Annotated in this window: 18 protein-coding genes; 6 read left to right on the top strand and 12 right to left on the bottom strand. The window is 40.4% G+C overall.

Annotated features, from left to right (window positions below; genetic code table 11):
• The first annotated feature begins 14 nt into the window (after window positions 1–14).
• Together B3E00_RS21635 and B3E00_RS21630 are read left to right on the top strand one after the other, a co-directional pair.
• Entirely contained in the window at window positions 15–761 is a 747-nt protein-coding gene (locus tag B3E00_RS21635) for a DUF4296 domain-containing protein (protein WP_293940065.1), read from the top strand.
• A gap of 22 nt (window positions 762–783) precedes the next feature.
• Window positions 784–3,156 carry an endonuclease MutS2 gene (locus B3E00_RS21630; RefSeq protein WP_293940112.1) on the top strand — a complete coding sequence of 791 codons (2,373 nt, stop codon included), beginning with the start codon at window positions 784–786 and terminating at the stop codon, window positions 3,154–3,156.
• A gap of 115 nt (window positions 3,157–3,271) precedes the next feature.
• Here the strand turns inward: B3E00_RS21630 and B3E00_RS21625 are convergent, their stop codons facing one another.
• The 9 genes from B3E00_RS21625 to B3E00_RS21585 all read right to left on the bottom strand — a co-directional run bounded on the left by B3E00_RS21625 (window position 3,272) and on the right by B3E00_RS21585 (window position 12,126).
• Window positions 3,272–3,607: a hypothetical protein gene (locus B3E00_RS21625; RefSeq protein ID WP_293940063.1), complete on the bottom strand. Its 336-nt coding sequence runs from the start codon at window positions 3,605–3,607 to the stop codon at window positions 3,272–3,274.
• A 10-nt stretch (window positions 3,608–3,617) separates the two neighbouring features.
• Complete coding sequence (locus tag B3E00_RS21620) at window positions 3,618–3,863, bottom strand: hypothetical protein (protein WP_209580661.1); 246 nt, start codon at window positions 3,861–3,863, stop codon at window positions 3,618–3,620.
• Window positions 3,864–3,964: 101 nt separating this feature from the next.
• Window positions 3,965–5,296 (bottom strand): NADP-specific glutamate dehydrogenase, encoded by a 1,332-nt coding sequence (gene gdhA, locus B3E00_RS21615; RefSeq protein ID WP_293940061.1) that lies wholly within the window; start codon window positions 5,294–5,296, stop codon window positions 3,965–3,967.
• 456 nt (window positions 5,297–5,752) lie between these two features.
• Complete coding sequence (locus B3E00_RS21610; protein WP_293940059.1) at window positions 5,753–6,997, bottom strand: sulfate adenylyltransferase subunit 1; 1,245 nt, start codon at window positions 6,995–6,997, stop codon at window positions 5,753–5,755.
• 35 nt (window positions 6,998–7,032) lie between these two features.
• Window positions 7,033–7,923, bottom strand: coding sequence for a sulfate adenylyltransferase subunit CysD (gene cysD, locus B3E00_RS21605; protein ID WP_209580670.1), 891 nt, complete (start codon window positions 7,921–7,923; stop codon window positions 7,033–7,035).
• A gap of 54 nt (window positions 7,924–7,977) precedes the next feature.
• Entirely contained in the window at window positions 7,978–8,679 is a 702-nt protein-coding gene (locus B3E00_RS21600) for a phosphoadenylyl-sulfate reductase (RefSeq protein ID WP_209580671.1), read from the bottom strand.
• Window positions 8,669–9,247: a precorrin-2 dehydrogenase/sirohydrochlorin ferrochelatase family protein gene (locus B3E00_RS21595; RefSeq protein WP_209580672.1), complete on the bottom strand. Its 579-nt coding sequence runs from the start codon at window positions 9,245–9,247 to the stop codon at window positions 8,669–8,671. Before B3E00_RS21595 ends, B3E00_RS21600 begins: the two co-directional genes overlap by 11 nt.
• Window positions 9,248–9,249: 2 nt before the next feature.
• On the bottom strand, window positions 9,250–10,008 hold the full coding sequence (cobA, locus tag B3E00_RS21590) for a uroporphyrinogen-III C-methyltransferase (RefSeq protein ID WP_209580673.1): 759 nt from the start codon (window positions 10,006–10,008) through the stop codon (window positions 9,250–9,252).
• 12 nt (window positions 10,009–10,020) lie between these two features.
• Entirely contained in the window at window positions 10,021–12,126 is a 2,106-nt protein-coding gene (locus tag B3E00_RS21585; protein ID WP_293940056.1) for a HEPN domain-containing protein, read from the bottom strand.
• A gap of 148 nt (window positions 12,127–12,274) precedes the next feature.
• On the opposite strand from B3E00_RS21585, the gene B3E00_RS21580 reads away from it, so the two are divergent.
• The 4 genes from B3E00_RS21580 to B3E00_RS21565 are packed head-to-tail and all read left to right on the top strand — an operon-like array spanning window position 12,275 to window position 15,752.
• Entirely contained in the window at window positions 12,275–13,243 is a 969-nt protein-coding gene (locus B3E00_RS21580; RefSeq protein ID WP_209580676.1) for a PstS family phosphate ABC transporter substrate-binding protein, read from the top strand.
• A 1-nt stretch (window position 13,244) separates the two neighbouring features.
• Window positions 13,245–14,141, top strand: coding sequence for a phosphate ABC transporter permease subunit PstC (pstC, locus tag B3E00_RS21575; protein ID WP_293940052.1), 897 nt, complete (start codon window positions 13,245–13,247; stop codon window positions 14,139–14,141).
• A complete protein-coding gene (locus B3E00_RS21570) occupies window positions 14,134–14,985 on the top strand; it encodes a PstA family ABC transporter permease (RefSeq protein ID WP_209580680.1) in 852 nt (283 codons plus the stop codon). Before pstC ends, B3E00_RS21570 begins: the two co-directional genes overlap by 8 nt.
• Complete coding sequence (locus B3E00_RS21565) at window positions 14,943–15,752, top strand: phosphate ABC transporter ATP-binding protein (protein ID WP_209580682.1); 810 nt, start codon at window positions 14,943–14,945, stop codon at window positions 15,750–15,752. Before B3E00_RS21570 ends, B3E00_RS21565 begins: the two co-directional genes overlap by 43 nt.
• A 105-nt stretch (window positions 15,753–15,857) precedes the next feature.
• Here the strand turns inward: B3E00_RS21565 and bshB1 are convergent, their stop codons facing one another.
• From bshB1 to B3E00_RS21550, 3 genes are all read right to left on the bottom strand, one after another.
• Window positions 15,858–16,589: a bacillithiol biosynthesis deacetylase BshB1 gene (bshB1, locus tag B3E00_RS21560; RefSeq protein WP_209580684.1), complete on the bottom strand. Its 732-nt coding sequence runs from the start codon at window positions 16,587–16,589 to the stop codon at window positions 15,858–15,860.
• 124 nt (window positions 16,590–16,713) lie between these two features.
• A complete protein-coding gene (locus tag B3E00_RS21555) occupies window positions 16,714–17,205 on the bottom strand; it encodes a glutathione peroxidase (protein ID WP_209580686.1) in 492 nt (163 codons plus the stop codon).
• A gap of 19 nt (window positions 17,206–17,224) precedes the next feature.
• Complete coding sequence (locus B3E00_RS21550) at window positions 17,225–17,857, bottom strand: DUF4294 domain-containing protein (protein WP_209580688.1); 633 nt, start codon at window positions 17,855–17,857, stop codon at window positions 17,225–17,227.
• Between the last annotated feature and the right edge of the window lie 45 nt (window positions 17,858–17,902).

Genomic DNA, 17,902 nt, shown 5'->3' with positions numbered 1-17,902 from the left:
TACAAAACTACGAAATGCTACGATTAATACTGAATCTACTTGCAGTCATTTTTTTATTTGCTGCCTGTGTACGTACAGGGGGCAAAGATATTATCTCCGAAAGTGAGTTTGTGGATGCACTGACCGAAATTCAATTGACAGATTCATACCTCAATATTTTGCCTATTGACAGCGCGCGCAAAGTCATATTGCCTTTGTACCAAGTTACCTTCGATAAATATGGTTTGGATTCCGTTTCTTTTAAAAAAAATCTGGACTATTATGGAAAGGATGCAGAAGTCATGTCTGCTATTTATAAAAAAGTGGAAGAAAATCTAACGAAAGAAAATAAGTTTTATGCAGACATTGATAGGAAAAAACAAGATTCTATCCGTAGCAGAGACTCGATTGTTAATGTACGTATTCAGGATAGTACCAATCGGGTTATGCGTGCGCAACAAGCTTATCAGGAAAGAATTGACGCACTTATTCATTATATTCCAAATAAGACAAAATTGAGTTTCAGAGAAGCCGCTTCGTCTTTTAATCGCTATTTCCAAATGAGAACCGGTATCAGCGTAGATGGTTATCTTATGAATCAACTATCTGTAGGTAATTCCACTACACCAGTTGATACAACTTCGGATGTAGGGCGTATCTCGGGTAAGGATACTATAAGAACACCGAAGGAGGTTCCACTTCGGCAGTTACCGACTACTGAACTGTACAGAGGACCAGTTCTCAGCCCGCCGAGGCAAATGAAGCCTCCGGTGAAACTTTAATCATTCAACGAATATGACTTCAATGGTATATCCAATAAATGCAATAGATAAGCTCGGATTTTCCGAGATAAAAGATAAAATAAGACAAAAATGCTTGAGCGAATCGGGTAGGGATCTGGTAGATAAAATTCAGCCACAGACCCGTTTTGATCAGATTGATCGATTTTTACGACAGACCAGTGAGTTTAAAGATCTTTTGGTGAATGACAGTGCATTCCCTGTCGAGAATTTTTTTCCACTTCGGTCCATTATCGAAAAAGCTCGGGTAGAGGGAGCTTTTTTGCTTGAAGAGGAGTTCTTTAAAGTATTACTTTCGTTAAAGACTGTCTACGCTATCATTCGTTATTTTAATGAACGTGAGGGGCTTTATCCCAATCTTGAGATTCTCTTTGAACATTTACCGATAGAGAAAGGCATCATCCGCGATATCGAAATGGTGATCGACGAACGCGGAAAGCTCAAAAATAATGCTTCGCGATTGCTATTGGAGATCACTCAACAGATTCAAAAGGCTGAGCAAGAAGCTTTAAAGCGCATCAACAGTATCTTTAAAAGTGCGCAGGATAGTGGATGGACCGCCGATGGTAATCTTACCATACGCGATGGAAGGCTTTGTATTCCCATCTTAGCCGAGAATAAAAGGAAGCTTAAAGGTCTGATCCATGATGAATCTGCTACAGGTCAAACTGCTTATATAGAGCCTGAAGAAGTCTTTCAGTTGAATAATAAAATTAGAGATTTAGAATTTGAACGCCGACGAGAAGTTATTCGTATCCTAGTGGAACTGACCGATAAAGTTCGTCCGCACCTTCCGTTGTTGCTTTCTTATCATGGACTACTGACAAAAGTAGATTTTGTACGTGCAAAAGCACTTTTTGCTTTGGACATTGAGGCTGAAATGCCTGAATTGTCCAAAGAAGTGGAGATTAATTTGGTCAATGCTAGGCATCCACTTTTATTATTGAATCACCATCATACTGTTGTGCCGCTGAATATACAAATTGACAATGTCCAGCGTGTTATTGTTGTTTCGGGACCAAATGCAGGGGGTAAATCTGTCTGCATGAAAACAGTAGGCCTATTGCAGATCATGGTGCAATCTGGGTTATTAATTCCTGCGGACCCAACGACGAAAATTGGCGTTTTTAAACAGATATTTGCAGATATTGGTGATGATCAATCGATAGAGAGTGATTTAAGTACCTATAGTGCGCATCTGTCGAAGATGAAATATTTTACGGAATTTGCCAACGGCCGTACCCTGGTTTTGATCGATGAGTTTGGAACTGGTACGGATCCTTTGTTTGGTGGACCTATCGCTGAAGCAGTATTGGAATCGCTCAACAAAAAGCAGATTAGAGGCGTAGTGACGACGCACTATTCTAATCTCAAAGTATTTGCGAGCAATTCGCCCGGTTTAGAGAATGCTTCGATGTTATTTGACAATCGAGAAATGAAGCCAATGTATATTCTTCAGATCGGCAAACCGGGGAGTTCCTATGCATTTGAAATTGCTCAAAAAATTGGCTTGGGTAAGGAAATATTGGCGTCTGCGAAAGGTAAAATTGGTGTGGAGCAAAAGAAAGTAGACAACCTTTTGATTGATCTCGAAAGAGAGAAGAAAGAGGTGTTTGATACCAAAGTTGCGATCAATAAGCGGGAGAAGGAACTTGAGACCCTCAAATCAGAATACCTGGAACTACAAACCTATCTAGAAGAAAATAAAAGAGTCATTCTGAAAAAGGCTAAAGAAGAAGCGCAGCAGATTATAAAGAATTCGAATAAACTCATTGAGAATACGGTTGCTCAAATTAAATCTGCCAAAGCCGATAAAGAAAAAACCCGTGAATTGCGGAGCAACCTAGATCAAGCTCTTCAGGCAGTCCTACCGAAAGAACAACAGGTCACAAAACCTGCAATTAAAGAGCGCGTTGTGGAGTCTGCAGCATTAGCGATCGGGGATTGGGTACAAATTTTGGATAATGGCGCCGAGGCACAGGTGGTAGAAATTGCTAAAAATAATAATCTTATTCTGGCTATGGGGGAACTGCGTACCGTTCAAAAACGGAAGAATGTAATTAAGCTAGAGGGAAGGGAAGGGAAAAAATCTGCAAAAAGTTTATCAAGGTCAACATCTGCGGGTTCGGTGGCGGACTTTAAACCTGAAATTGATCTAAGGGGTATGCGAACGGAGGATGCGCTTCATGAGTTGGAGCGTGTGCTGGATAGGGCGGTGATGATCGGTTATCCGTCGCTAAAGATCATTCATGGAAAGGGTGACGGGATTTTACGCAAATTTATCCGTGATTATTTACGTAAATATAGTCATGTTAGTCGTTTTGAGGACGAACATCAAGACCGTGGTGGTGATGGTATCACCTACGCTTATTTGTAGACAAAAATGAACTGGAGCTCAAAAGGTTATTAGAGCTCCAATTTTCGTTTAAATTTTTAAAATTTATGGTCGTTTAGCTGGTGTTGAACGTTAGCTTTCGTCCTGTAAATTGAGCTTACATCGTTTCTTTACCACCAAAGGTTATCAGCACCATACCGGAGATAATGACAAACATACCCAGTACCTGCATCCAGGTCAGCGGACTTTTAAAATACAGTGCCATGGCTAATTGCACGGTCAAGAATGTGCCACCAGAGCATAGGGCTATAACAATTGGCTGAGATACATTTTTGAATAATTGTACCAGGAACCAGCTTGCAGAAAGCAGAATAATATTTCCGACAATCAATGTTGTCCATTTATATTTTGGATGAATTCCACCGAGTTTAAATAGGATGGACGAAATAATCTGGCAGGTCCAAAATGCAATAAAATAGATATAATTCAACATAAATTAGCTGTTATTCGTATCGGCTATAAGCGTTGTTAAAAGACTGGCGCATCAAGGCGAATTGATTAATTACAGTTTTCATAAATTCTTCATCGAGTAAATCAAATACGCCGTTTACACCACCAATAATATCCACTTCAGCAATTTTATAGGATTGCTCCAAATTCCCCTGTTCAAACTTAATAATAAATTTTTGGTTCATGCCAAATATTGAAATCTTGCAATCAGGATGGGGGAGTTCAGCTATTAGTCTCATGTAAATGTCTTGTTTTTAAATTTGGTATAAAAGTATAAAAAAACGCCCAAATGCAATGCATTTGAGCGCTCGGGATTATGATATGATTAGAAAAAGGCTTTCTAGACGATACCTTGGGCTTTCATGGCATTTGCAACCTTGATAAAGCCACCAATATTGGCACCTTTTAAGTAATTTACAAATTCACTTTCCTTACCATATTTTAAACAGGTTTCGTGAATACTCTCCATTATGGTTTTTAAGCGATTGTCGACCTCTTCGGTACACCATTGTGTACGGATGGAGTTTTGAGACATTTCCAAGCCGCTGACAGCAACTCCACCGGCATTCGCTGCCTTACCTGGGGCGAAACTGATTTTTGCATCTAGAAATACTTTAATAGCTTCAGCTGTGGAAGGCATATTAGCCCCTTCGGCTACACAGATACAACCATTTGCCACTAGCATTTTAGCATCGGATTCGTCCAATTCATTTTGCGTTGCACACGGTAATGCAATATCGCATTTAAATTGCCAAGGCTTTTGGCCTGGGAAGAACTGAGCATTCGGGTATTTGGATGGATATTGATCCAAACTTCTTCCTAATGTAGCTCCAAAGGCCATTTTTTCGGCATCGAAACCATCCGGATCATACAATGTTCCTAAACTGTTTGATACTGTAATCACTTTAGCCCCAAGCTGCAATGCTTTTTCAACCGCGTAGAATGCTACGTTGCCTGCACCAGAAACAGTGGCTACTTTACCTTTCAATGATTTTCCCTGATGTTTGAAAATACAGTCAACAAAATACAATAAGCCATAACCTGTGGCTTCTGGACGTATATAAGAACCGCCCCACAACTCACCTTTACCGGTAAGAACTCCAGTAAAGTTATTTTGCAAGCGCTTAAATTGACCGAATAAATAGCCTATTTCGCGTCCTCCAACACCAATATCTCCGGCAGGAACATCCGTGTCAGCGCCAATATGACGATAAAGCTCGGTCATGAAACTCTGACAAAAACGCATGATCTCATTATCCGATTTTCCTTTGGGATCAAAATCGGAGCCGCCTTTGCCGCCGCCAATTGGCAACCCGGTCAAACTATTTTTAAATACCTGTTCAAAAGCAAGAAATTTAAGGATGCTTTGGTTCACGGAAGGAGCGAAGCGAAGACCGCCCTTATAAGGACCAATAGCACTGTTCATTTGAACACGGTATCCGCGATTTACCTGTACTTCATGGTTATCGTCCAACCAAGTTACCCGGAAAGATATGATACGCTCTGGTTCAGTAAGTCTTTCGAGAATCTTTTGTTCGAAAAACTCGGGATGGTTTTCTGTAATATAAGGAAATAGGTCCTCGGTAACTTCTTTTACAGCTTGTAAGAATTCTGGTTCATTTGGATTTCGTTTCTCAACGATGGAGATAAAGTCGTTATAATTTTTTGACATGTTTTAATTAGTAAAATTTCCCTTTGGCTGGCACTAATTTATGTATTTTTTAACGAACAACCAATATTTGTTAATTATTTACAAATAATAATCTATTTTAATGAAATTTCATACTTTATATTTATCATTTAAAACCGATTATTTATTGCTGAAATGTGTGTGCATTAATGTATTAGCCGTATTTTGTTCGATCTTTATTGGTAACAAGCGGATATGATTCTGTTTTAGTGTAAAACCTATACCCTTTTCTAGTATAGTTTTGTTTATAATTTATATTATGTTAAATAGAAGTTTTGGATATGCTCCTTCTGTATCGATTCCATAGTATTTATGTAAATCAGCAGGTTTTAATAATAAGCCGAATACTGGGATGTTGGTTGTAATAAAAGGAACCCAAACATGGTCTGAGTTCCTTAATAAATATTTAGGTTGAATATTTACGATTAATCGTCTTTGTTAGTCTACAGCTTGGATCATCAATGCGCCGACTGTTAAATTTGTGCGTGGATCAATAACAATGGCTTGAGAATTTGCGGCATTTTCCTGTTGTAAATCAAATACCAGATTCTCAGCAGATTTAATGGCTATTCGACCAATATCATTTAGTTTGATCGGGTCATGATATATTTTTTCCTGGGTATTGATATCAAATTTGTATAACACATCTACGATCTTAACCTTGGTTAATTTGCTGTGACTTTGAACGAGGTAAATTTGATCCGTATCCAAAGGTTTGTTGTCAAACCAACACACATTTGCCTGGATATTGCGTTCGAACTTTGGTGGATTTTCAACACTTGCTATGGTATCACCACGGCTGATGTCTACATCATCACTGAGATGGATAATGACCGACTGGCCATTTTCAGCCCGTTGAAGCTGCTGTCCATTGAATTCAATCGCTTTAACCGTGCTATATGTTTCTGCTGGATAAACAATGACTTGATCTCCAATCGTTAATCCCTCTCCTAATACCCGTCCCGCATATCCCCTATAGTCATGTAAATCATCGGTTTGCGGACGTACAACCCACTGGACAGGAAATCGCCAATTTGCGGCCTCATTTTCATGTATTTCCACGTGTTCGAGGTAATTCAACAGCGATTCACCTATATACCAAGGCATCCGTTCAGACTTATGGACAATATTATCACCCTTCAATGCTGAAACTGGTATAAAATCAACATCTTTAAGCCCGAGGTTTACCGCCAACGCCAAATAGTCGCTTTTGATCTGCTCATAGATTGCCGCACTGTAATCAACCATGTCCATCTTATTGACACAGACAAGTACTTGCTTCATTGCAAGTAATTTAGCAATAAAAGAATGGCGTTTTGTCTGTTCAATTACACCCTTTCTCGCGTCGATCAAGATGATGATCAAATCTGAGTTGGATGCGCCTGTGACCATATTCCTGGTATATTGAATATGTCCTGGAGCATCTGCTATAATATACTTTCTGTGATCTGTTTGAAAGTATTTATAAGCAACATCAATGGTAATTCCTTGCTCACGTTCGGCTTTAAGTCCATCCGTTAATATAGCCAGATCTACCGTACCGTCATCATTTTTGCGGTTCGCACGTTGTATCGCTTCCAGTTGGTCGTCCAGAATCGAGTTGGTATCGTATAATAATCGGCCGATTAGGGTGCTTTTACCATCATCTACAGAACCGGCTGTAATAAATTTCAATATATTCATTGTTGTCAATCTCAGGTATTTGATTTGAAATAGGGTTAAAAGTATCCTTGTTTTTTACGCTCTTCCATAGCAGCTTCAGATACTTTATCATCCATACGGGCTCCACGTTCACTCACGGTTGATGCTTTGATCTCAGCGATAATATCGTCCAGTTCTGTAGCGGTTGAATCCACTGCAGCAGTACAGGTCATGTCGCCAACCGTTCTGAAACGTACAGATTTCCGCTGAATAATTTCATCGGCGTCAATATTGAGAAATGGAGCCGCTGCCATCAACTGCCCATTACGCGTAATGACTTCCCGCTCATGACTGAAATAGATAGATGGCAAGGCAATTTGCTCACGCTTAATATAATTCCAAACATCCAATTCGGTCCAGTTGGAAATTGGGAAAACACGTACATTTTCACCTTTGTTTATCTTGCCGTTGAAAATGCTCCATAGTTCGGGTCGCTGTCTTTTGGGATCCCACTGGCCAAACTCGTCCCGTACAGAAAAGATACGTTCTTTAGCACGCGCTTTCTCTTCATCTCTACGTGCCCCTCCGATGCAAGCATCAAAACCATGCTTCGAAATCGTATCGAGTAACGTTACAGTCTGCAAAGCGTTACGGCTTGCATTTTTACCTGTCTGCTCAACCACTTTTCCTTGGTCTATACTATCCTGAACATAGCCGACAATGAGCTTCTCCCCGATGTCTTCAATCAATGAATCTCTGAAAGTAATGGTTTCGGGAAAATTGTGCCCTGTATCGATATGAACCAATGGAAATGGAAATTTACCTGGTCTGAACGCTTTTTTTGCTAGGTGGACAAGCGTAATCGAGTCTTTACCACCCGAAAATAAGAGTGCAGGCTTTTCAAATTGGCCAGCTACCTCCCTTAATATATATATTGCTTCCGCTTCTAAATGATCTAAATAGTCCATTCTCTGAAAATAATAAAATTTAAATTAATGAATTTGGGTTTAACTGTAGTTTTGTTAAGATTTAACAGCGTGCAAACCGCATTCTTTTTTACTTTGATCTTCCCACCACCATCGGCCGGCACGGAAATCTTCTCCCTCTTGTATCGCTCGGGTACAGGGCTGACAACCAATACTCGGAAAACCTTTGTCGTGTAATACATTGTATGGGATATAGTGTTCCTTACAGTACTTTTTTACCTCTTCAAAAGTCCAGTCAAACAAAGGATGTATTTTGATAATTTGGTTTACCTCATCGTATTCGATAAAGTCCATGTCATGTCTATTGGTAGACTGGTCCGAACGTATCCCTGTTATCCAAACTTTCTTTCCGCTGATTGCACGTTGCAGCGGCTCAATTTTTCTGATTCTACAACACTCTTTGCGGTTTTCTACCGATTCATAAAATGAATTTGGCCCCTTCTTGCTGATAAAATCTTCCAATAACGTGTTATTAGGACTGTACGTTTTAATCTGCAATGGATAACGCTCCAGTGTACGGCTCCATAACGAATAGGTTTCCTTAAACAGTCGGCCGGTATCCAATGTAAATAGTTGAATATCCAGATTATTTTTACCGATCCATTCCGTGATGATCTGATCCTCTATGCCGAACGAGGTTGAGAAAATGACTTCATTAGGAAACAACGAAGTCACGGTCTGCAGGAGCTCCACTCCTTTTTTATCTCCAATAATTTCTTTAAGTTCCTTAACGTTCATGGCGTAATATATCTTTTGTATGCTCGTTCAACTTCTTTACTTTAAATTCGAAGTCCCCTTTGAGCTGATCCCGATAAGTGCTCATGAGTGACAATGTTTCGTCTATTTCCTCCGGTAACAGGTCATTTAGCAACTCTTTGAGGCGCTTAGCTATCGTTGGTGACTTCCCGTTTGTGGAAATGGCGATTTTCAGATTTCCTTTTTTTACAATAGATCCGAGATAGAAATCACACAATTCAGGTTTGTCTGCTGCATTGAACAATATATTCTGTTCGGATGTTAAACTTCGGAGTTGATCATTGAGTTCCATATTGTTGGTTGCTGCAATGACCAGCTGTTTGTTCATCATATCATCTGAGGCGAACGGGCGGACGTGTAGATCAATCTGCGGATACTTTTTTAATAACTCCGCAAATTCTGGTATAATTTCCATAGCTACAATGGTCAGATTCAATGTTTTGTCATTGGATGCCAAAGCTTCAAATTTCTCCAGTGCAACTTTTCCTCCCCCGACAAGCAGGGTGTGGATCTGATTAAGTTTAACGAATATGGGAAAGAGTTGGTTCATGACTACAATGCTAATGCTTTTTCTTTAATTTCATGAAATGAACGGTGTTTAGCGACAACATCACCGATTACGATGATGGCAGGAACTCCTACTCTTTTCTCTACCGATTCATCAAGAATATTGTCTATCGTGCCAAGTACAACCTTTTCATTCGGTAACGAACCGTTTTGAATCAGTGCGATAGGTAAGTTATGTAGATTTCTTTCGCGGTAAATGGCTACGATTTCAGCCAGTTTACCATACCCCATCAAAATGACTACCGTAGCTTTGGATTCCGCGGCCAAATAAAGATCCGATGACAATGAGCCGTCTGACTTTGAGCCCGTTATGACCCAGAAGCTTTCACTAATTCCACGGTAAGTCAGCGGAAGTTGCTGCAATCCAGTTAGTCCAATGGCAGATGAGATCCCGGGGATCACTGCTGTTTCAATACCAAATTGCTGGACATAGTCAATTTCTTCCCCGCCACGACCGAAAACAAAGGGATCGCCACCTTTTAAGCGGACAACATGTCCATAATTTAACGCATAATCTACCAATAGACGATTTATTTCATCCTGAGAGGTTGATAGTTGTTCAGCACGTTTTCCAACATATATTTTGATACATGCTGTTTGTGCATAGTCCAGCAATTCATCATTTACCAACGCATCATATAAGATGACATCAGCTTTTTGTATGGCTTTGATTCCTTTCAGGCTGATCAATTCCGGATCGCCTGGTCCAGCTCCCACTAAAGTTACTTTTGCTTTTATTGACATTCTATTCCCTCCCTATACCAGTATCGGTGTTAAATTTTTACGTTGATAAACCTCATTGATAAACTTTGTAGCTTCTTTTAGGTATCCTGTTGCAAAGTGGTCGCTCGGTTCATTTTTACTGATCTGTAGTACCAATTCTGGAAAAGTTTTATCGAAACTGTATTCGCCTGTTTCCACAAAGTGAATTTGGAATTCGTTGATGACCGTGTTTTGGGTACTGGCACTGATTCCTTTATCCAACAACAGCGCCTTAGCAGCCTGTACAAAGGCGTTGTAAGCGTGGTAAATCGCATCAGAGAATTTTGACTCTTTAAATGTTTCATTTGCCCACTGCAATTTCTCTTCAGCCTCATAAATTAAGGTAGCAACCAAATCAATGACGACCCCCGCACACTCCCCTACACCGATAGCCGTCTGGAACGTTTCTTCGTGGCCCCAGTCTACAAATTCATCTGCAGCTAGGTTGGTAAGATCCGATAGCGGTTTCAGGAGATTGTAGAAGTAATTTTTGCCTTGTCTGTCATAATAGGCGTGAAAGTTTTCGTTTTCATCCGCATTTTTCTTGTAATCATTTAGCACCCACTCAACTACATGTAATACGCGCTTAGTGGGTACTTTTATGATACGTTCGGCAACTCGACCTTCACCATTACCGATGGTGCCGCCTCCTAGCATCACCTGTGCAGCCGGTACCACCTTACCTTCCGCCTTTACCGAACTCCCATGGAACCCAATATGCGCTAGACCATGTTGTCCGCAGGAATTCATACAGCCTGAAATCTTTATTTTTAGATCCCGATTAAAGACGAAATCCTGATGAAACTCTGCAATGTAGGACTCGATCACGCGTGCCATTTCCGTACTATTCGAGATACCAAGGTTACAGGTGTCGGTACCTGGACATGTCGTTACGTCTGCTGTACTGTCATAACCTGCCTGGGCAAGATCTAAGGATTGAAGCAATTGATAGATATGAGGTAGGGATTTTGCCGTCGCATATTTTAATAATAAGCTTTGGTTTTGTGTGATGCGGATATCGTCTGCAATTAAATCTTTAAGTCCCGCGACGAATGCCCTGGCTTTATCCGTACCAATGTCGCCAGTGGAAACGCGGACATACACCCCGTAGTATCCTTTCTGTTTCTGTTCGAAGGTATTGGTGTTTTTCCAAACCTGATAATTTAAATCGCTATCCAGGTCGAGGGATGACAATTGCTCGTCATTTGGTGCTGCAGGTTGCTCAATCTTATTTCGGTCGATTGGGTAGGTTTTTACCTTTGTTGCAATTTTTTCAGCTTCAATTAAATTGAGCACTTCTTCTAAGCCCAATTTCTGAATAAGGTATTTGAAACGGGCTTTATTACGGTTATTTCTTTCACCATAACGATCAAAGACACGAAGCGTGGCTTCTATATAAGGGATAAGTTCATCTTCCGGTAGGAATTCATTTGTCATGGATGCCAAGAAAGGCTGAGAACCCAGTCCGCCCCCCAACAGCACTTTGAAACCACGCGTTTCAATACCATCAACAAATTTTAATTTTGGAATAAAACCAAGGTCATGAATATAGGAAAACGCGCTATCTTCATCACTCGCAGAAAATGACATTTTGAATTTCCGGCCCATTTCCGCACATACGGGATTGCGCAAAAAATATTCAAAAGTTGCCTGAGCATACGGTGAAACATCAAAAGGTTCTTTAGGATCGATGCCCGAACTTGGCGAAGCCGTGACATTGCGCACGGTATTTCCACATGCTTCCCGTAATGTTATGTCATCTTCAGCTAACTTTGCCCAAAGCTCAGGAGTGCGATCTAGACTTACATAATGTATCTGTATATCTTGGCGTGTTGTAAGGTGCAAATTGCTGCTTGCATATTCATCTGATATTGCTGCAATTTTAAGCAATTGCTTGAACGTAACTTTTCCAAATGGGAGTTTTATACGAACCATTTGTACTCCAGGTTGTCGTTGTCCATATACCCCCCGAGCTAAACGCAACGATCTAAATTTCTCGTCTGCTATCTTGCCTTCGTGGAACAATCGAATTTTTTTCTCAAGTTCGATAATCTCCTTTTCCACGACTGGGTTTTCTAATTCTGTACGAAAGCTTTGCATAAAACTAATAAAATCTATTGATTTGGTATTCTTTTCTTGGTGTCAAATGTAAAAATATTTTTTTAATATTCTATAATATCTACCAAATTAATATATATTTGCCCTATAAAATTTAATATACAAAACCTGTAGACTATTAGGTGTAACGATGAGAAAGTGTTTTATTGTACTTGTTTTAAGCGTTTTAATCATATTGAAATTGACTTCCTGTGCGCCTGAAGTGAAGAATGGATATACGAGAGAGCATGGTTTTGAAGGTAATATTTCGCTATCAGGGGCTTTTGCGCTATATCCCTTGGCTGTAGTATGGAGCGAAGATTTTAAAAAAATACATCCGAATGTTCGATTTAATATTTCTGCCGGTGGCGCCGGCAAGGGCATTGCCGATGTCCTTACTGGAATGGTTGATATTGGGATGGTGTCGAGAGATCTGCATGAGCAGGAAGTAAAAAAAGGAGCTGTTCCAATTATTGTGGCAAAAGATGCTGTCATATGTACAATCAATCCAGCAAACCCTAATTATCCTGCTATCTTGAGGCGTGGTTTGAGCCGTGAAGAACTGTTGAACATTTTTGTGAATAAAAAGTTCAAGACGTGGAAAGAAATTGATCCACGTTTTACGGCGGATCCTATCCATGTGTATGTACGATCAGATGCTGCGGGGGCAGCTGAAACCTGGGCTAAATTTTTGGGAAATAAGCAAGAGGATCTGCAAGGAATAGGAATTTTTGGTGATCCTGGGATTGCTCAAGCGATTAAAGACGATATACATGGTATCGGTTTCAATAATATTAATTATGTCTACAACCTTAAAACTAACAAGGTTTTTGACCGTATAGCTGTTGTTCCTTTAGATATTGATGAAAATGGACGTATCGATGAAAATGAACAGTTTTATGGTACACTACCTGAATTAACAGAGGCCGTAGCCACGGGCAAATATCCGGCTCCCCCTTCAAGGGAGTTAACCTTTGTAACGCGAAACAAGACCGAATCCCTTCTTTTGAAGGAGTTTATTTCTTTTGTGCTTCAGAAAAATGCACAGTCGCAGCTGCTTGAAAATGGTTATGTTCCACTAAATGAAACACTGGTAAAAGAAGAACTTAATAAGTTATAGCATGCTAAATACTCGCCTCGTAAAAGATATCCTCGTTAAGCGGACCACTTTACTCCTGTTGCTAATATCACTCTCAGTTGTGGTAATTATAGCGGTTGGTTTGACGGTCAAATCAATTCCTTTATTTAAATACAGTGATATTTTTCAGCTGTTAGCGGGTAAGCTGTGGTCACCAATGAAAGGGTCTTTTGGCTTTTTGCCATTTATAGCCGGTACGCTTGCTGTTACTTTGATCTCGCTAGTAATTGCAATCCCGTTGTGCATATTAACTGCTGTGTACCTAACAGAGTATGCGTCTGATGCGTTGAAAAACATGATGCTTCCATTGGTCAATATCTTAGCTGCAATTCCACCTGTGCTTTATGGGGTGTGGGGTGTGTTGTTTATCGTGCCGCTGATTCAGCTGTACATTGCATCGGTTTTTGGTGTTGTGACCTCTGGATATTCAGTGCTTGCTGGGGGCATTGTATTGGCTGTGATGATCTTCCCTATCATGATCTCCATTATGGTGGAAGTTCTTCAAACCATTCCTTATGATCTGAAGGCTGCCTCACTATCTTTGGGAGCAACGAAATGGGACACCATCAAACACGTTATACTCAAAAAAGCTAGACCGGGCATTGTTGCTGCCATCGTTTTGTCTACATCCAGAGCTTTTGGTGAAACGATAGCGGTATTAATGGTCTGTGGAAATGTTGCAAAGGTGCCGACTTCGATATTTGATGCGGGGTATCCTATCCCTGCGTTAATTGCCAATAATTTCGGAGAGATGATGTCAATCCCACTTTATGAGTCAGCTCTGATGTTCTCAGCACTGCTTTTATTTGTGATCATATTTATTTTTAATTTAAGTTCCCGTCTCATATTAAGACGACTGGAAGGAGGTCAGCATGGATAATACCAGAAGACGGTTACTGAGCGAAAAAGTAGCGAAAGTTTTTATGCATCTTTCGGGTATAACGGTAACAGCTTCGCTGTTTTTTATAGTCGGCACGATATTGTATAAGGGACTTCCCTATCTCAATTGGGAAATGGTCAGTCAGTTGCCTAAAGGTGGGTTTTACATCGGAAAGGAAGGTGGTATTTTGAATGCTATCTTGGGTTCGCTGTACTTGGCTGGTGTTTCAACTGCGCTGTCTGCGCTGATCGGGATTCCGATTTCGTTATATCTGAATATCTATTTGGGAACGAACTCCAAAATAACACAGTTTTCGAAATTATTGTTCGATGTATTGTATGGCGTCCCTTCAATTGTCTATGGTGCTGTAGGTTTCGGAATTATGGTCTATTTGGGTATTCGGGCTTCCCTATTGGGGGGTATTATTACAGTAACGCTACTGACTATTCCAATTGTGGTACGTACTGTGGACGAGTTGATCAAGACCATTCCAGAAGACCTGAAAAACGTTACCCTTTCATTGGGTACCACCCGCTGGGAATTGGCTAAGGTGATGCTGAGAAGTGTTCGTACAGGCCTACTTACAGCTGTTTTACTAGCCTTTGGTCGTGCCATTGGTGACGTGGCGGGAGTTTTATTGACTACTGGTTTTAGCGATAATCTCCCTAAATATATCGATGAGCCGGCGGCAACATTACCTTTATCTATATTTTTTCAGTTAAGTAGCCCTATCCCCGAGGTACAGGGTCGGGCGTATGCCTCAGCTTTAGTTTTAACAATCATTATCTTAATTATTGTAGTATGCACTCATATCCTTCAATCGAAACAAAAGAATCGCCGATAGTAAATCCCTTGATAGATCCGCATATTGAAATAAAGGATCTTAACGTGTATATTGACGGACGTCATATACTGAAAAATATCAACCTTGCATTGCCAAACAATAGTGTAACTTCCATTATTGGGCCATCGGGATGTGGGAAAACAACGCTTTTAAAAACACTAAATAGGTTGGTAGACGATACTAAGGGGGTTGAAATAACAGGCTCCGTTCTGGTTAACGGCGAGGATATCTATGGTAAGAATGCCGAAGTAACACATATCAGGAAGAAGATGGGGTTGCTTTCACAGAAGCCTTATCCATTGCCAATGTCCATTTACGATAATGTCGCCTATGGTCCACGAATACATGGTACCCGAAGTAAGAAAGAGCTGGATAAGATTGTCGAAACTCAATTGCGTAATGTTGCTTTATGGGACGAGGTAAAGGATCGTTTAAGTCACTCCGCTAGCGGATTGTCTATCGGTCAGCAGCAAAGGCTCTGTTTGGCGAGAGGATTAGCTGTGGAACCTGAAATTATCCTTGGGGATGAATCCACATCTGCTTTGGATCCATTGTCGACTGCTAAAATTGAGGAGTTGTTGATTGAACTGAAGAAAGATTATACCATCGTCTTGGTGACGCACATCCTTCGGCAGGCGCGGCGGGTATCAGATTATATACTTTTTGTCTATGATGGTGAAGTTCTTGAGTTTGGTCCAACAGAACAGGTTTTACTGAATCCGCAAAATGAAATTACAAAACAGTACGTGAAAGGATTTATATCCTAAATGTAGCGAATATATTAGCAGGATGAATGATGCGGGATCGTTCTAATTAAAAGATGAATGATCCCGCATCTTATTTTGCCACAGTATCAGTTTAACTATAAATCCTTATTTTAGCTGAAAAAGATCATCTACACCCAATATTTTCTTTGATGTAAATCCTTCGGCATATTTCGCCTGGATATAGCGTCCAAATTCGCGTGCCCTCGCAGCTGTTGATTCCATGAAATCGGGATTGGAAATATAGGTCTGCGGTTCATCCGGGTTCACATTTTCTCCGGTATAAAATTGAGTTTTATAGGCGAGTACAGATTTTTCTTTAATAGGATAATAATCCGTTATATCAATGACAACATCAGGTTTGATATAGTAGTCCTGTACAAATTGGAGTACCAATCGGGGGCGGTAAGCTTCTTGAATAATATTGTCCTGGTCGAGAGTTTCCACCCTCCTTAAGCCCGCGAGAAAACAGGCTTCATTGACCATTTGCCCAGCTCTTCCATGGTCTGGGTGGCGATCAGTAATGGCGTTTGTAATGACGATTTCCGGCTGATATTTCCGGATAACTTTTATAACCGCCATTTTTTCCATTTCGGCATTTTCAAAAAAACCATCTCTCAGTCCAAGATTCTCTCTAACGGTTAATCCTAAAATTTCTGCGGCATCTTTTGCCTCCTGAGATCGGGTCTCTGCTGTGCCGCGCGTACCAAGCTCCCCTTGAGTCAAGTCGACAATTCCTACTTTTTTTCCTTCAGCAACATATTTTGCCATCACACCCCCAGCGCCTAGTTCAGCATCATCCGGATGGACAGCAATGACAAGTAGATCTAATTTTAGCATATAAATAATCCTCTATTTAATTTAACTTCCCTTCTTATAGTAAATCATTCCGTTTAACCGATGAGTGGTCTTGGCAATTAGAATATGCTATAGGAAGCAGCTGCAAAGGTAAGCAGTTTAAAGATTACTCTTGTAAAAGACGTTCAATATTGCGGCAAATTTTACTTGATAATGGCGAAGTAATTGGATAATAGAAGTCTATGACTTCTCCTTTCCTATTTATCAGGTATTTGTGAAAATTCCACAAAGGTTTACTGTTGATATTTCCGTTTTGCTCTTTATTGGAAAGAAAACTGTACAGGGGGGATGTATATTCACCAATAACATGGCTTCGTTTAAAGACAGGGAAACTCACCTGTTGATTGATTCTGCAGAATGTTTCTAGCGTGCCACCAGTTAATGGTTCCTGATTCCGAAAATTATTTGCTGGAAATGCCAGGATCTCGAAGCCTTGATCTTTGTACTTTTGATAGAGTTTTTCGAGCGATTTAAACTGTCTGGTCAATAGACATTGACTAGCGGTATTGACGATGAGCAGTACTTTCCCTTCAAAATCTGCTAGCGATCTTTTTTTACCGTTAAACTGGAGTGCATCGAAGTCGTATACTGTTTTCATCTGGTTTTCGTTTAAGTGTTCACATAACAGGCTGTGTTCTCGACTTTTCGAATTCCCTAATAATATTTTCAATGGCAAAGTCTTCTTTAGGGTCATAAGTCGACTTTAAGTTGTGCCCAAATATTTTTGCAACTCCTTGGTAGAAAAATGCGGAAAGCCCGCCCTTCATTTCTTTTACCATTTCGTAGCCTGTATGTCCGGTATAGCGATCGATCAACTTAATGAGTATTTTGCCTTGAGAAACCGTCATATTTTTGATTTCTCTATCAAACATCTGTTTGACATCGTTTTCACATTTCTCCACTAGGGCTTTTTGTTCTTTTTTGTCCGCCGTCAACGCAAGTTCTCTATCCAGTTGATCATATCTTTTTTGCGCATATATCGCATAAGGCAGAACCTTTAGGACATTTCTTCTAAAGCGAAGATATTCTCTGCGCGCTTCTTCACTCGACCAGGTTCTTTTGGCTACAACGGTGACAGTGGGGATAGGAAACCACGGTAGCACTTCTCCATTTGGCAATGTTGTTGTCAGATAGCTGTTTACGGTCTCCTGAGCTCCTTCTCCATAAAGAGGCAGCGTAAGCGACTGAGACTGTGCCCTGCTGGACAAAGGCCCTGTTAGAAAAAGTAAACAAAACAAAATTGTCTTCATCTGGGCAATTATATAACGCTTTTTAATTTGTCAATGCTATAATAT

It is taken from the genome of Sphingobacterium sp. UBA5996 (assembly GCF_002429765.1).
GTDB lineage: Bacteria > Bacteroidota > Bacteroidia > Sphingobacteriales > Sphingobacteriaceae > Sphingobacterium.
Note: the sequence above shows the minus strand (reverse complement) of the source record. Positions and strands in the feature narration are given on the sequence as shown.

What these genes read in the sequence shown, in the direction of transcription:
- B3E00_RS21610 (WP_293940059.1), bottom strand. Translation starts at nt 6,997, where the DNA reads ATGAATATATTGAAATTTATTACAGCCGGTTCTGTAGATGATGGTAAA.
- B3E00_RS21630 (WP_293940112.1), top strand. Translation starts at nt 784, where the DNA reads ATGGTATATCCAATAAATGCAATAGATAAGCTCGGATTTTCCGAGATA.
- bshB1 (WP_209580684.1), bottom strand. Translation starts at nt 16,589, where the DNA reads ATGCTAAAATTAGATCTACTTGTCATTGCTGTCCATCCGGATGATGCT.
- B3E00_RS21565 (WP_209580682.1), top strand. Translation starts at nt 14,943, where the DNA reads ATGCACTCATATCCTTCAATCGAAACAAAAGAATCGCCGATAGTAAAT.
- cobA (WP_209580673.1), bottom strand. Translation starts at nt 10,008, where the DNA reads ATGTCAATAAAAGCAAAAGTAACTTTAGTGGGAGCTGGACCAGGCGAT.
- gdhA (WP_293940061.1), bottom strand. Translation starts at nt 5,296, where the DNA reads ATGTCAAAAAATTATAACGACTTTATCTCCATCGTTGAGAAACGAAAT.
- B3E00_RS21635 (WP_293940065.1), top strand. Translation starts at nt 15, where the DNA reads ATGCTACGATTAATACTGAATCTACTTGCAGTCATTTTTTTATTTGCT.
- B3E00_RS21595 (WP_209580672.1), bottom strand. Translation starts at nt 9,247, where the DNA reads ATGAACCAACTCTTTCCCATATTCGTTAAACTTAATCAGATCCACACC.
- B3E00_RS21570 (WP_209580680.1), top strand. Translation starts at nt 14,134, where the DNA reads ATGGATAATACCAGAAGACGGTTACTGAGCGAAAAAGTAGCGAAAGTT.
- pstC (WP_293940052.1), top strand. Translation starts at nt 13,245, where the DNA reads ATGCTAAATACTCGCCTCGTAAAAGATATCCTCGTTAAGCGGACCACT.
- B3E00_RS21580 (WP_209580676.1), top strand. Translation starts at nt 12,275, where the DNA reads ATGAGAAAGTGTTTTATTGTACTTGTTTTAAGCGTTTTAATCATATTG.
- B3E00_RS21555 (WP_209580686.1), bottom strand. Translation starts at nt 17,205, where the DNA reads ATGAAAACAGTATACGACTTCGATGCACTCCAGTTTAACGGTAAAAAA.
- B3E00_RS21600 (WP_209580671.1), bottom strand. Translation starts at nt 8,679, where the DNA reads ATGAACGTTAAGGAACTTAAAGAAATTATTGGAGATAAAAAAGGAGTG.
- B3E00_RS21620 (WP_209580661.1), bottom strand. Translation starts at nt 3,863, where the DNA reads ATGAGACTAATAGCTGAACTCCCCCATCCTGATTGCAAGATTTCAATA.
- B3E00_RS21585 (WP_293940056.1), bottom strand. Translation starts at nt 12,126, where the DNA reads ATGCAAAGCTTTCGTACAGAATTAGAAAACCCAGTCGTGGAAAAGGAG.
- B3E00_RS21550 (WP_209580688.1), bottom strand. Translation starts at nt 17,857, where the DNA reads ATGAAGACAATTTTGTTTTGTTTACTTTTTCTAACAGGGCCTTTGTCC.
- B3E00_RS21625 (WP_293940063.1), bottom strand. Translation starts at nt 3,607, where the DNA reads ATGTTGAATTATATCTATTTTATTGCATTTTGGACCTGCCAGATTATT.
- cysD (WP_209580670.1), bottom strand. Translation starts at nt 7,923, where the DNA reads ATGGACTATTTAGATCATTTAGAAGCGGAAGCAATATATATATTAAGG.